Consider the following 12,420-nt stretch of genomic DNA (forward strand, 5'->3'; position numbering starts at 1 on the left):
TGCATTGATCCCTGTAGCTGCCGAAGGCTGCGATCTTTTGATCTTGCTGTTAATTAATGGCTTGATTTTTTCTCAACCCACCCCGGTTTTTATATCGTTTGTCGGCCCACCCGCCCTGTCCGACCATGACCTCCAGCGCTCGCTCGCGAGCCCATAACAACAGGAGGTCATCATGAGTTCTTCCACGCCCGTCTGGGCTGCCACCACGCCGCCGAGCCTGCGCGCTTCGCGCCATCGCCGCAGCGGTGAAATCTTCTTTCCTGCCGTGATTGCCGAGTCGCCCCTGAGTGCCGAATTCGACGACGCCGCCCTAAACACCGAAGGCCAGGTCTACAGCTTCACCATCATGTACCCGAGCCCGAAAAGCGGCCTGCCACCGTTCGTGCTCGCCTACGTCGACCTGCCCGGCCCGGTGCGTTTGTTCGGTCGTTTGATCGACAGCCCTGCGCGCCCCGCCATCGGCGAAAAATGCCGGGTGATCGCCGACGACACCTACGGCTTCCTGTTCCAATCCCTGGAGACACGTCCATGACTCAGATGCATGTAATGGGCGGCGCGATGACCGTCTTCGGCCGTCACCCTGGCGTGATGGCACCGGAACTGGCGCAACGGGCGATTCTCGATGCGGTGGCCGACGCCGGTCTGCAATTGGCGGATATTCAGGCCGTGTACTGTGCCAACGTACTGGGCGGGATGATCCTTGGCCAGGTGATCCTGCGCGATCTGGGCCTCAAAGGCATTCCGGTCTACAACATTGAAAACGCCTGCGCCAGCGGCGCCACGGCGGTGCATCTGGCGCGTCATGCCTTGCTGGCCGGCCAGTACGAACGCGTGCTGGTGTTCGGCATCGAGCAACTGACTGCGCTGGGCGGCGGCATGATCCCGATGCAGCGTAACGACCGCATGACCGATCTGTACGCCACGGCCGGCATGGTCTTGCCTGCGGTCTACGCCATGCGCGGCACGCGTTTCCTCCACGAGCGTGACGCCAAACCCGCCGACCTCGCCGCCGTGGCAGTGAAGAACCGTCGTCACGGTTCGCTCAACCCTTACGCCCAGCAACGCACCGAAGTGACGCTGGAAGAAGTGCTCGCCTCGCGCATGATCGCCGATCCGCTGACCCTGCTTCAGTGCTGCCCGTCGCAAGTGGACGGCGCCGCTGCGCTGGTGCTGAGCAGCAAACCCGGGCCACACAAAAAAGACGTGAAAGTGCTGGGTTCGATCATCGTTTCCGGCCTGCGCGAGAGCGGTGACGAAGACATTCTCGACGCTGAAATCACCGCCCGTGCCGCACGCCTCGCCTACGAGCAGGCCGGTGTCGCGCCGAGCGATATCGGCGTGGTCGAGTTGCACGACGCCTTCACCATCGCCGAGCTGCTGTATTACGAAGCCCTGGGTCTGGCCGCGCCGGGTGAAGCCGTCGCGCTGCTGCAATCCGGCGCCACATCGCTGGGTGGCCGAGTGCCGGTCAACCCGAGCGGCGGCCTGCTCGCCAAGGGGCATCCGTTGGGCGCCACAGGCGTAGCGCAAATGGTCGAGTTGTTCTGGCAGTTGCAAGGTCGCGCCGGTGACCGCCAGGCCGGCACCCCGCGCCTGGGCCTGGCGCAATGCACCGGCGGCGGCATCGCCGGGGTCGACCATGCGGCGTCCGCCGTGCACATTCTTGGAGTCTGAAGCCATGAACAACTTTTCTATCGGCCAAGTCGCAGTCGTGACCGGCGCAGCCCGCGGCATCGGGCTCACTATTGCACAACGTCTGGCGCAGCAAGGTGTGTTCGTCTACCTGCTGGACCGCGACGAACAGGCGCTGAACAGCAGCGTCGATGCACTCCAATCGCAAGGTTTACAAGTCGCCGGAATCGCTCTGGACCTGACCGAAGGCGAAGCCGTCAACGCCGCTTTCGTGCAGATACGCGAGGCCCACAATCGCCTGGATTTCCTGGTGAACAACGCCGGCGTGGTGCGCGACAAGCGCTTCCTCAACATGACCGAGCAAGACTGGGACCTGGTGGTCGACACCAACCTGCGTGCGCAATTTCTCTGCTGCAAAGCGGCACTGCCGCTGATGCTGGAAAACAACTTCGGGCGCATCATCAACATGTCGTCCCGGGCCTGGCTCGGCGGTTTCGGCCAGGCCAATTATTCGGCGGCCAAGGGCGGCGTGGTCAGCCTGACCCGCAGCCTGGCCATCGAATTCGCCGCCAAGGGCATCACCGTCAACGCCATCGCACCGGGCATCGTCGACACACCGCTGTTCCAGAGTTTCGCTCCCGAGGTGCAAGCCAAACTCAAGGACACCGTGCCGGTAAAACGCATCGGTACGCCGGATGACATCGCCAACGCCGTGGAGTTTTTCCTCGCCCCGGCCAGCAGCTACGTCACCGGGCAAACCCTGTACGTGTGCGGCGGACGCAGCCTGTCCTCGGCCAGTGTGTGAGGTGAACGCCATGTCAGTCACTTTCGAAACACACGGCGCCGTGGCGCTGATCACCCTCAACCGGCCGCAAGCGCTCAATGCTTTGGACCTGGATTCGCTGCAAGCCCTGCGCGGTCATCTGCTGCAAGTGCGTGACCGTCGTGACCTGCGCGCGGCGGTGATCACCGGCAGCGGCGAACGGGCGTTCTGCGTCGGTGCGGACCTGAAGAGCACGCGAGCGTCATCGGCCTCCTACGCCGAGGCATTGTTCCTGGCTGACGATGCAGCGGCCGACGCCGGGTTGTACATCCGCTTGATGGACCTGACCGATCTCGACCTGCACAAGCCACTGATTGCCGCCGTCAACGGCCATTGCCTCGGCGGCGGTCTTGAACTGGCGCTGCAATGCGACCTGCGCATCGCCAGCGACAGCGCCACGTTCGGTTTGCCGGAGGCAGTGGTCGGCTCGATTCCGGCAGTCAGCGGCCTGCATCGGTTGATGCGCGCCGTGCCCCCGGCCCACGCGCTGCAAATGGCCCTGACCGGGGCGCGCATCGACGCGGCGCGTGCCGAGAACATCGGTTTGATTTCCGAACGGCTGGCCACTCGCGAAGCCCTGCTCGACCGAGCGCTGGAGCTGGCGCAATTGATCGCCCGACAAGCGCCGCTGGCGATCCAGGCCTTGCAAACTCTGGCGCGCAGCACCGCGCACCTGAGCGACCGCGAGGCGCAACGCCTGACCGAACTGTATTGGGGTGTGCTGCGCGACACCGAAGACCGCATCGAAGGTCGCCGGGCATTCGCCGAAAAGCGCGCCCCGAACTACACGGGCCGCTGAACGGCCCGAGGAGGCGAACATGTTACGCAAGGCATTGGACGGCTTGACCGTCCTCGATTTCACCCAGATCGCCGCAGGCCCCACCGCGACCATGTTGATGGCCGACATGGGCGCGCGCGTGATCAAGGTCGAACCCCATGAAGGCGAACTGGGCCGTACCCTCGGCCCGGCCTGGATCGGTGAAGACAGCGCGCTGTTTCACGGTTTCAATCGCGGCAAACTGGGCCTGAGCCTGGACCTCAAACACCCGGACAGCGCGGCGGTGATCAAACGCCTGGTGTTGCAAGCCGACGTACTGATCGAGAGCATGCGCCCCGGCGTCATGGCCCGGCTCGGTTTGGGTTATGAAGCCATGGCCGCGCTGAAACCGGACCTGATTTACTGCTCGATTTCCGCCTATGGCCAGCAAGGTCCGTACGCCGACCGCGCTGGCGTCGACGGCATACTGCAAGCCGACTCCGGGCTGATGAGCCTGATCGGCACGCCCGGCTCCGCGCCTTCCAAGGTGCAGGCGCCGGTGGTCGATGTGGTCACCGGTTACATGGCCTGCATGGCGGTGTTGGCCAAGTTGCACGCCCGGGACAACGACGGCCTCGGCGGCCACCTCGACGTCAGCCTGATGAACTCGGCACTGGCGCTGCAACAGGCGTCGCTGTCCAGTTTCCTCTGCGACGGCAAACTGCCGACCCGCATCGGCAGCGCCGCGCCCTACTCCGCGCCCAACGAAGCGTTTGAAGCGGCGGACGGCTGGCTGATGGTCGCTGCGTACAACGGCAACCGCTGGCCGGCGTTGTGTGGAGTGCTCGGGCATCCGGAGTGGATCGACGACCCGCGTTTCGCCAGCTCGGCGCAGCGGGTGGTGCACCGCGAGGCCATGTGCGCGGCGCTGACCGACGTGTTCCGCACCCGCTCCGTCGCGCATTGGCTGGAGGTACTGCGCGACGCCGACATTCTTTGCTCCAAGGTCAACGACTACCTCGACGTGCTGACCCATCCGCAGATCGCCAGCAATGGCATGCTGGTGGACTTGCATCACCCGCAGCACGGCGCCGTGCGGGTGCCGGGGTTTCCGATCAATAGCCTTGAGGCGGCGCAAACGCCATATGCGCCGGCGCCGGAGAATGGCGAGCATTCGTGTGAAGTGTTGCGGGCTTTTGAGTTTTCCGAGGAAGAGATCGAGGCGTTGTTGGTTTCCAATGCCCTGCGTTGCCCGGAAATGGCGTTGTCCTGAGCCGTTCACTTATCCCCTGTAGGAGCGAGCCTGCTCGCGATGAGGGCGTGTCAGTACACGATGATGTGCCTGATCCACCGCTATCGCGAGCAGGCTCACTCCTACAGTTGAGCGATGTCGTACGCAGAATTCGCGTCTGTTTAAGGCGCGTGTTTAACGGCTGTCAGCGAAACTTGATGAAAGCTACAACGTCTTGCGTCATTGCCTACGGTTACGCCAGAATCCGCCGGCTTACGCGCCTTGGGTCCTGGCTTTATCGTTAGCCGGTCGCTGAAAAACAGCGATCGGGTTTGGTAGCCCGGAGTACTGCGCGTAGCGCCACTTCAAGCAATTGCTGCTTTTATGGTTGCCATGCGCAGGGCCTCTTCGGAGGCGCCGGTTCCAGTACTCCGGTCTACCAACCTGCGCATGGCCACCACCATTCGTTTGGTAGCGAAAGTGATGGCTCCAATATTTCTAGTACTGGAGTTCTATCGATGATCAAACCAACCCCCAACCCGCCAGAATCAGATCCGGCCTCCCCCTACGAAAGCCCCGATTCCAAGCAATTTCATGAAGCCGCCGAGCGCACCCTCAATCATCACCTCAACCCCGCCGCCAACATCATGGCCACACCGCGCAAGCCCTCGACGATGTTCACCATCAACCCCGACCTCGACACCGAAACCCTGCTGGCCCACGCCTGCGAATCACTGGCCTCGGCCAACGTCATGACCAACGATCTGGCAGGTTTCCTGGAAGGCGCACATCGCAACACCCTGCTGGGCATCGCCCAAGTCATCATGCTGGGTGAGTTGGCGGTGAACCGGGCGCTGGATCGTCTCGATCCGCCTGAATAAAACGCCGACCCTGTAGGAGCGAGCCTGCTCGCGATGGCGGCAGCACATCAAATATTTTTGTGACTGACACACCGCTATCGCGAGCAGGCTCACTCCTACAGGTCGCGCGTCGTTCTCCGGCAATGATTCCGCATTTCCACACGGACTTACCTATCAGTTCTGATAGTTCCCACCGCCTGCAATACCGCCGATACTGAACGCCAGCACTTCGGTCCTTCGGAGCACTCGCTCATGCCACTGCCAGAAAAAATCGTCCTCTGCGAGTATCACTACGACCCACTGAGTCGACTGGTTAACCCGAGCCGGCGGGATATGCCTGTGCAACAACGCTTTTACTGCAAAAGTCGTTTGGCTAATGAAGTTCACGGAGCAATACATCATTCGATCATGCAGCACGGCGAGCAACTGCTAGCGCAGCAACGGTGCCAGGACGGCGTAACCGCTACCACCCTACTGGCCACAGACATACAGCGCTCGGTTTTGCAGATGTTAAAAATCAATCAGCGAACACCTATTGCTTATTCGCCTTACGGTCACCGCCCACCTGCCAGCGGATTACTCTGATGGGCTTCAACGGTGAACGGCCAGATCCGGTGATCTGGGAATTTTTTATTGGGAAATGGCTACCGGGCATTTAGTCCGGTGCTGATGAAATTCAATAGCCCGGATACTTTGAGTCCATTTGATAAAGGCGGACTCAATGCCTATGCCTATTGCCTGGGAGATCCGATTAATAGAGCGGATCCTAACGGGCACCTATCAATTTAGCGTTATTTTAAACTACCCGGAAAACCCACACACGACGGCAACCTCAAAAAAACACCTTCAAACTCACACGTAACGATGAAACCAGAACAAAAAATAGGGCAACTCCAAAACAAAATAACAATCGCAAAAAAGAAACAACAACTCTGGCGCGATATTGGAATCGCATCGGATGCCCGCTTGCACAGCTCTTTGCTGGGGAACAGCCCATCCAACAAACCCGAGCTTTTTAAAACGATAATGCTAAGAAAGGTATATTCAGAATCAGGAGAGTTTACGTACGCTAATCTCAAGAGTATATCCAAGCACAAGCCAGACTCTTCATATATAAGCGAGTTCACGGATTACTTTAATAAGATAGCCGGAGAAAACTCAATACCGAGCATAGAAGCCAACGAGGTAGTCACTCGCATTAACAAATACTACTTGGCCGCTAAAAACATACGTGAACCAACATTAAAGTCATACAAAGAAGAACTGAAATTCCTCGATGAAAGCGAGGGTGATTCGCGCACACCTTATAAATCTTGATCGCTATAAATTTAGTGCTAGACAGCGATTTAAACTGAGTTTTCCTTGCTCAACAGGTCGCACGCTCGGGAGTTGGTGCTTTACTGAAGAAATCCCACCCCCAGCGAGCCCCCACCCATGAACCGCAACGACCTGCGCCGCGTGGACATGAACCTATTGGTGATTTTCGAAACCCTCATGTTCGAAAAGAACCTGACCCGCGCCGGTGAGAAGCTGTTTCTCGGCCCACCCGCCGTCAGCGCAGCGTTGGCCGGTTGCGTGATTTGTTCGAGGATCCGTTGCTGGTGCGCAACGGGGCGAGCGCTGGAGCCGTCCCAGCCGACTTTTGTACTTAGCAGGAACCGCAAGTGGCGTTGAGTTGTGACATTCAATCATCCCTTGTGGGCGTCAAATTTTCACTGCATCCCAGATTTACCTATCAGTTCTGATAGTTCCCACTACTTGCAATACCATCAATACTGAGCGCCAGCATTTCGGTCTATCGGAGCACCCGCTCATGCCATTGCCAGAAAAAATCGTCCTCTGCCAATATCGCTACGATGCCCTTAATTGGTTGGTTAGCCATTTACCAGTGGGCGCGCTACAACATCAACGTTTCTACTGTAAAAGTCGCCTGGCTACCGAAATTCAAGGGGCGGTGCGGCATTCCATCTTCCAACAGAACGATTTGCTCCTGGCACAGCAGCGAAGTGGCGACGGCGAAAGCGACAGCTCACTTTTGGCGACTGATCAACAACGCTCTGTGTTGCACACACTCAAGGCCAATCAACAACGACAGCCCATTGCCTATTCACCTTATGGTCACCGTCCGGTTGAAAATGGATTTCTTAGTTTGATGGGGTTCAATGGTGAACGGCCGGACCCGGTGACCGGTCATTATCTGTTGGGTAATGGCTATCGAGCGTTTAATCCGGCATTGATGCGACTTAACAACCCGGACAGTTTGAGCCCCTTTGGAAAGGGCGGGTTGAACTCATATATTTACTGCTTGGGTGACCCAATAAATTTGCATGACCCGGATGGTAAGTTCGCGCTTCCACGGTTTCTCTCCAATGCTTTTGATGGATTTCTGAAAACTCTGGGGAGAACAAGGAAAACTTATGTAAGCGGTCCCGAAAACATATTCAGAATTTCTAGAACTTCTAGAACTGCACCAAAATTTACTTATGTAGATTCCTATCGAGGAAGAAGGCATTCCTCCCCTTCACCACTATCTCCTCCACCCTCCACTGAAGAACTCAAAAATTGGGACTTCTTAGGATTTCATGGCAGCAACGCAAAAAACTCCAATAGTCTAATATCAGGCCTCAACGCACAACACATGGGATCAGCAAACGGCTTGTTGGGTGGTAGAGGATTTTACGTTGCACCACATCCTAGACTACCTGTTATGTACGCCATAAAGTCGGCATTTCGCAATATGAGTTCCCCTATGGTTTTTGGCGCTTATACAAAGAACTACGCCGCACTTAAGCTAGGGAGCGACTTTCGCTTTGGATTGCACGTAGGCTCTCCTGACATACGTAAAAATCTAGAAGTAGTCATTAAAGAACCCGCATACAACTTAATCGTTATAAGAGAAGGAGACTTGCGAAAAACCGCGTTACTCCCCAGACCATACGAATCGCCTCTTTAGCGCTAATTCTGCCGCTCGCGTGCTACCGAAAGTGTGAGCTGAGTGGACGCCCACACAAACAGGGTTTGGTGCTTTACTGAAAAGACCCCAAACCCCAGCGAGCCACCACCCATGAACCGCAACGACCTGCGCCGCGTGGACATGAACCTGTTGGTGATTTTCGAAACGCTGATGTTCGAAAAGAACCTGACCCGCGCCGGTGAGAAGCTGTTCCTCGGCCAACCCGCCGTCAGCGCAGCGTTGGCCCGGTTGCGGGATTTGTTCGACGATCCGTTGCTGGTGCGCAACGGGCGGGTGTTGGAGCCGACCCAGCGGGCGCTGGTGATTCTCAAGGAGTTGCAGCCGGCGATGGACACCATTTCCGGGGCGGTCAGCCGGGCCAAGGATTTTGATCCGTCCATCAGTCGCGATGTGTTTCGTATCGGTTTGTCCGACGATGCCGAGTTCGGCTTGTTTCCCCCATTACTCAAGCAAATCCGCGAAGAGGCGCAAAATGTCGTGGTGGTGGTGCGGCGGGTGAATTTTTTGTTGATGCCGTCGATGCTCGCCAGCGGCGAGATTTCGGTCGGGATCAGCTACACCACCGAATTGCCGGCCAATGCCAAGCGTAAAAAGCTGCGGGATTTGAGCGTCAAGGTGCTGCGCGGCGATGATCGTCCAGGCCCGCTGACGCTGGATGAATTCTGCGAACGGCCTCACGCGCTGGTGTCGTTTTCCGGGGATTTGAGCGGTGCCATCGATAATGATCTGGCGCGTATCGGTCGTTCACGGCGGGTGGTGCTGGCGGTACCGCAATTCGCCGGCCTGCGCGCCTTGCTGGCGGGCACCGACATGTTGGCTTCGGTGCCGGATTATGCGGCGTGTGCGTTGATCGAAGGCAGCAGCCAGTTGCGCGCCGATGACCCGCCGTTCGATATCAACCTGTCCGAACTGTCGATGGTCTGGAACGGCGTCAACGATAACGATCCGGCAGAACGTTGGTTGCGCTCGCGAATTGCGGAGCACATGTCTGTTCCACTGCCGGGGCATTGAGCGAATTGAAGTTCGGGTCGGTCTCGCGCAGGTAGATCGGCAGGTCGGTCATCGGCGGCATGGCCGGGATTTCGAAGTACATCTGGATCACCCAGCCACGGTGATAGCTGGCGTGGTTCACCACGTGCATCAGCATCGCGCCGGCGCTCATGGTGCCGCTTTCACCGGACATGAAAGTGAACCTCAGAGGTTTGTCCAGCGAGGCATCGGTTTGTCGGGCGCTCCAGTCGCAGTACCAGTGATCGACGTCCTGTTGTGCCGAACGCAGGTCGGGCAAAGCGGGATGGACCAGATCATGGGAAGTCTTGAAGCCGTGTCCACGGCCTTCGAGATGGGCCTGCCAGAGGCAGTCGACCACGTAGATGTGGTTCAGGGTGCCGATCATGCTCTTGAAGATCCCGGCGCGTTCTTTCTCGATTTCGCCTGGCGGCAGTTGCGCAAGGTTGTCGAACAGACGCCGGTTGGCCCATTGTTTGTAATCGGCGAGCATGCGGGCAGTGCGTGCATTGATCATCGAACTTCTCCGATGGCGAAGAGCGCATTCCTCAAGGATAGCGCTATCCACGGGCCGCGCTGTGGGCACTGATCATCGGTACGCCCGTTACCTCGCCAGCGAATACACCACCCGCTCGGCCAACGCCAGGCAACTGGTCAGTCCCGGTGATTCAATCCCGAACAAATTTACCAACCCGGGCACGCCATGTTCGGCCGGGCCGCTGATGCAAAAGTCGGCAGCCGCTTCGCCCGGGCCGCTGATTTTCGGGCGAATGCCGCTGTAGGCCGGTTGCAGGCTGTTATCCGGCAAGCCCGGCCAGTAACGCCGGATCGCCGCATAAAAACCGTCGGCGCGAGCGGGGTCCACGCGGTAATCAACCGTGTCGACCCATTCCACATCCGGCCCGAATCGCGCCTGACCACCGAGGTCGAGGGTCATGTGCACACCCAGCCCGGCGCTTTCCGGCGCCGGGTACACCAGATGCCGGAACGGCGCGCGGCCGCTAAAGCTGAAATAGCTGCCCTTGCACAGTCGCGCCGTTGGAACGTGCTGCGCAGGCAGACCGGCGATACGGCTCGCCACCTCAGGCGCGGACAACCCGGCGCAGTTGATCAATTCGCGGCAGCTCAAAGTCATGGGTTCGGCACCGCCGATGTGCAGCTCGAAACCTTGATCGATACAGCGTGCCGACAGCAGTGGCGAATGGAACGCCAGCGCCCCGCCACAGGCTTCGACATCGCCCTGCAACGCCAACATCAACCCGTGGGAATCGACAATCCCGGTGGACGGCGACCACAGCGCGGCGACGCAGGACAGCGCAGGTTCAAGCTCCCGCGCCTGATCGGCGTCCAGCCATTGCAGGTCATCAACGCCGTTGCGCCGCCCCTGTTCCAGCAACATCTGCAAGGCCGAACGCTGCGCTTCAACGGTGGCGACGATCAACTTGCCCAAGCGCTGATAGCTGACGCCGCGCTCATCGCAGAAGGCGTAGAGGCGTTGCTTGCCCTCCACGCACAACTGCGCCTTGAGGCTGCCGCCGGGGTAATAGATGCCGGCGTGGATCACTTCGGAATTGCGCGAGCTGATGCCCGTGCCGATACCTTCTGCGGCTTCGAGCACAATCACTTCGCGCCCGCTCATGGCCATCGCCCTGGCGACCGCCAGCCCGACCACACCGGCCCCGACCACCACGCAATCGATATCGACGCTGCCCTGCCCTGCACTCATGTCAAACCAACCCTCGCTCGCGGTAATCGATCAGGCTGGAGAATATCGCCAGCAGCATGGCCATGACCACGAAGAAGATCAGCACCAGGAAATACGAGCCGGTGAACTGCACGATCAAACCGATCAGGATCGGCACGATCACCCCGGCCATGTTGCCGCAGAAGTTCATGGTGCCGGCCAGCACGCCGGTTTTCGAGGTGCCGCCGAGGATCGACGGAATGCACCAGTACATGCCGCACCAGCGAATGAAAAACATCGCCACGCAGAGCAGACCGATTGCCTGACTCGCCTCGGCAGTGTAGGCCGTGGCCAGCATGCACAGTGCCGCGACCAACGCCGAGCCGCTGAACATGCTGCGCATCACCAGGTTCGGCGAGGCGCCGCTGGATTTCCATTTATCCCCCAGGTAACCGCCGACCAGCTCACCGACGAAGCCGCACATGAAGATCAGGAAAGTCGCGCCGCCCATGCCGGAAATGTTCAGGCCGTGGGTCTGGTGCAGGTAGCTAGGCATCCAGGTCAGCAGGCCGTAGAACACGCTGAGGATGCAGCAATAACCGGCGAACATCGCCAGCACCGAGCGGTCCTTGAGCAGTTCCTTGAACGGGACGCTGGTGACCGCGCCGGGCTGGCTGACCGTGGTGTTGCCCTCGGTGATGTGCTTGAGCTCAGCCGCGTTGACGCCGGGGTGTTCGCTGGGATGATTGCGGATGTATTTCCAGGCCAGCACACCAGCCAGCATGGTGCCGACCCCGGCGATCACGAAGGCGATGCGCCAGGAGTCGAACCAGCCGATCAGCCCGGCAATGATGATCGCACCGAAGGCGCTGCCCAGCGGCGCTCCGCCGTCGACCAGCACGGCGCCGCGACCGCGTTCGTTGGGGGTCAGCCAGGCGCCGTTGAGCTTGGCACCGGCGGGCATGATTGGCGACTCCGCCACGCCCAGGCCCATGCGGGTGATCAACAAAGTGATCCAGTTGTGCGCACCGGCCGCCAGCGCCTGGAACGCGCCCCAGGCCACGGTCGCGACGACAATCACGCGGCGGGTCTGGAAGCGGTCCAGCAGCATGCCGCCGGGAATCTGCATCAACGCGTAGGACCAGAAAAACGCGCTGAGCATCAGGCCTTCAAGGGCCGGTGGGATCTGGAATTCGCTGGATATCAGCGGCAACGCCACCGACAGCGAGGCGCGGTCGATGTAGTTGATCGCGGTCAGCAGCAACATGATGAGGAAGATTCGCCAGCGCACGCTGGTGGGGCGTTCGGACGCGGTTGCGGCTGGCAACGCCAGGCTTTCGGCACTCGGGTTGTTCATGAGGAGGGCTCTTATTGTTGTGGATACACACCACCCCTCTGTAGGAGCTGCCGAAGGCTGCGATCTTTTGATTTTGCTTTTTCAAGATCAAAAG

General features: G+C 59.4%; 13 protein-coding genes and 1 pseudogene. 11 read left to right on the plus strand and 3 right to left on the minus strand.

Annotated elements, in window-relative coordinates:
• The first annotated feature begins 172 nt into the window (after window positions 1–172).
• The 11 genes and pseudogenes from ACW9JC_RS24135 to ACW9JC_RS24185 all read left to right on the plus strand — a co-directional run bounded on the left by ACW9JC_RS24135 (window position 173) and on the right by ACW9JC_RS24185 (window position 9,288).
• Window positions 173–532 carry a Zn-ribbon domain-containing OB-fold protein gene (locus tag ACW9JC_RS24135; protein ID WP_457458070.1) on the plus strand — a complete coding sequence of 120 codons (360 nt, stop codon included), beginning with the start codon at window positions 173–175 and terminating at the stop codon, window positions 530–532.
• Complete coding sequence (locus ACW9JC_RS24140) at window positions 529–1,674, plus strand: thiolase family protein (protein ID WP_457458072.1); 1,146 nt, start codon at window positions 529–531, stop codon at window positions 1,672–1,674. Before ACW9JC_RS24135 ends, ACW9JC_RS24140 begins: the two co-directional genes overlap by 4 nt.
• Window positions 1,675–1,678: 4 nt before the next feature.
• Entirely contained in the window at window positions 1,679–2,437 is a 759-nt protein-coding gene (locus ACW9JC_RS24145; protein WP_457458074.1) for an SDR family NAD(P)-dependent oxidoreductase, read from the plus strand.
• Between the two features lie 10 nt (window positions 2,438–2,447).
• Entirely contained in the window at window positions 2,448–3,254 is an 807-nt protein-coding gene (locus ACW9JC_RS24150) for an enoyl-CoA hydratase/isomerase family protein (RefSeq protein ID WP_457458076.1), read from the plus strand.
• Window positions 3,255–3,273: 19 nt separating this feature from the next.
• Window positions 3,274–4,485, plus strand: a complete 1,212-nt coding sequence (locus ACW9JC_RS24155; protein WP_457458078.1) for a CaiB/BaiF CoA transferase family protein — start codon at window positions 3,274–3,276, stop codon at window positions 4,483–4,485.
• A gap of 476 nt (window positions 4,486–4,961) precedes the next feature.
• Complete coding sequence (locus ACW9JC_RS24160; protein WP_457458080.1) at window positions 4,962–5,324, plus strand: DUF6124 family protein; 363 nt, start codon at window positions 4,962–4,964, stop codon at window positions 5,322–5,324.
• Between the two features lie 612 nt (window positions 5,325–5,936).
• Window positions 5,937–6,092, plus strand: coding sequence for an RHS repeat-associated core domain-containing protein (locus tag ACW9JC_RS24165; RefSeq protein WP_457458082.1), 156 nt, complete (start codon window positions 5,937–5,939; stop codon window positions 6,090–6,092).
• A 75-nt stretch (window positions 6,093–6,167) separates the two neighbouring features.
• The gene (locus tag ACW9JC_RS24170; protein ID WP_457458084.1) at window positions 6,168–6,620 is read left to right on the plus strand and encodes a hypothetical protein; all 453 of its coding nucleotides are present in this window, start codon (window positions 6,168–6,170) and stop codon (window positions 6,618–6,620) included.
• A 117-nt stretch (window positions 6,621–6,737) separates the two neighbouring features.
• A pseudogene (locus ACW9JC_RS24175) lies at window positions 6,738–6,922 on the plus strand (LysR family transcriptional regulator); the annotation flags it as partial.
• A 194-nt stretch (window positions 6,923–7,116) separates the two neighbouring features.
• Window positions 7,117–8,256, plus strand: a complete 1,140-nt coding sequence (locus tag ACW9JC_RS24180) for an RHS repeat-associated core domain-containing protein (RefSeq protein WP_457458086.1) — start codon at window positions 7,117–7,119, stop codon at window positions 8,254–8,256.
• Window positions 8,257–8,367: 111 nt separating this feature from the next.
• Window positions 8,368–9,288: a LysR substrate-binding domain-containing protein gene (locus ACW9JC_RS24185; protein WP_457458088.1), complete on the plus strand. Its 921-nt coding sequence runs from the start codon at window positions 8,368–8,370 to the stop codon at window positions 9,286–9,288.
• Here the strand turns inward: ACW9JC_RS24185 and ACW9JC_RS24190 are convergent.
• The 3 genes from ACW9JC_RS24190 to ACW9JC_RS24200 form a co-directional block, all read right to left on the minus strand.
• On the minus strand, window positions 9,209–9,802 hold the full coding sequence (locus ACW9JC_RS24190; RefSeq protein ID WP_338586110.1) for a DinB family protein: 594 nt from the start codon (window positions 9,800–9,802) through the stop codon (window positions 9,209–9,211). The two genes, ACW9JC_RS24185 and ACW9JC_RS24190, sit on opposite strands and share 80 nt — an antisense overlap.
• Before the next feature lie 87 nt (window positions 9,803–9,889).
• Complete coding sequence (locus ACW9JC_RS24195; RefSeq protein WP_457458090.1) at window positions 9,890–11,011, minus strand: NAD(P)/FAD-dependent oxidoreductase; 1,122 nt, start codon at window positions 11,009–11,011, stop codon at window positions 9,890–9,892.
• A gap of 1 nt (window position 11,012) precedes the next feature.
• Entirely contained in the window at window positions 11,013–12,326 is a 1,314-nt protein-coding gene (locus ACW9JC_RS24200; protein WP_457458092.1) for an MFS transporter, read from the minus strand.
• Window positions 12,327–12,420: the final 94 nt, after the last annotated feature.

The sequence above is a fragment of the Pseudomonas sp. SDO5591_S426 genome (assembly GCF_054070755.1).

What these genes read in the sequence shown, in the direction of transcription:
- ACW9JC_RS24150 (WP_457458076.1), top strand. Translation starts at nt 2,448, where the DNA reads ATGTCAGTCACTTTCGAAACACACGGCGCCGTGGCGCTGATCACCCTC.
- ACW9JC_RS24135 (WP_457458070.1), top strand. Translation starts at nt 173, where the DNA reads ATGAGTTCTTCCACGCCCGTCTGGGCTGCCACCACGCCGCCGAGCCTG.
- ACW9JC_RS24180 (WP_457458086.1), top strand. Translation starts at nt 7,117, where the DNA reads ATGCCATTGCCAGAAAAAATCGTCCTCTGCCAATATCGCTACGATGCC.
- ACW9JC_RS24140 (WP_457458072.1), top strand. Translation starts at nt 529, where the DNA reads ATGACTCAGATGCATGTAATGGGCGGCGCGATGACCGTCTTCGGCCGT.
- ACW9JC_RS24155 (WP_457458078.1), top strand. Translation starts at nt 3,274, where the DNA reads ATGTTACGCAAGGCATTGGACGGCTTGACCGTCCTCGATTTCACCCAG.
- ACW9JC_RS24195 (WP_457458090.1), bottom strand. Translation starts at nt 11,011, where the DNA reads ATGAGTGCAGGGCAGGGCAGCGTCGATATCGATTGCGTGGTGGTCGGG.
- ACW9JC_RS24185 (WP_457458088.1), top strand. Translation starts at nt 8,368, where the DNA reads ATGAACCGCAACGACCTGCGCCGCGTGGACATGAACCTGTTGGTGATT.
- ACW9JC_RS24190 (WP_338586110.1), bottom strand. Translation starts at nt 9,802, where the DNA reads ATGATCAATGCACGCACTGCCCGCATGCTCGCCGATTACAAACAATGG.
- ACW9JC_RS24170 (WP_457458084.1), top strand. Translation starts at nt 6,168, where the DNA reads ATGAAACCAGAACAAAAAATAGGGCAACTCCAAAACAAAATAACAATC.
- ACW9JC_RS24145 (WP_457458074.1), top strand. Translation starts at nt 1,679, where the DNA reads ATGAACAACTTTTCTATCGGCCAAGTCGCAGTCGTGACCGGCGCAGCC.
- ACW9JC_RS24160 (WP_457458080.1), top strand. Translation starts at nt 4,962, where the DNA reads ATGATCAAACCAACCCCCAACCCGCCAGAATCAGATCCGGCCTCCCCC.
- ACW9JC_RS24200 (WP_457458092.1), bottom strand. Translation starts at nt 12,326, where the DNA reads ATGAACAACCCGAGTGCCGAAAGCCTGGCGTTGCCAGCCGCAACCGCG.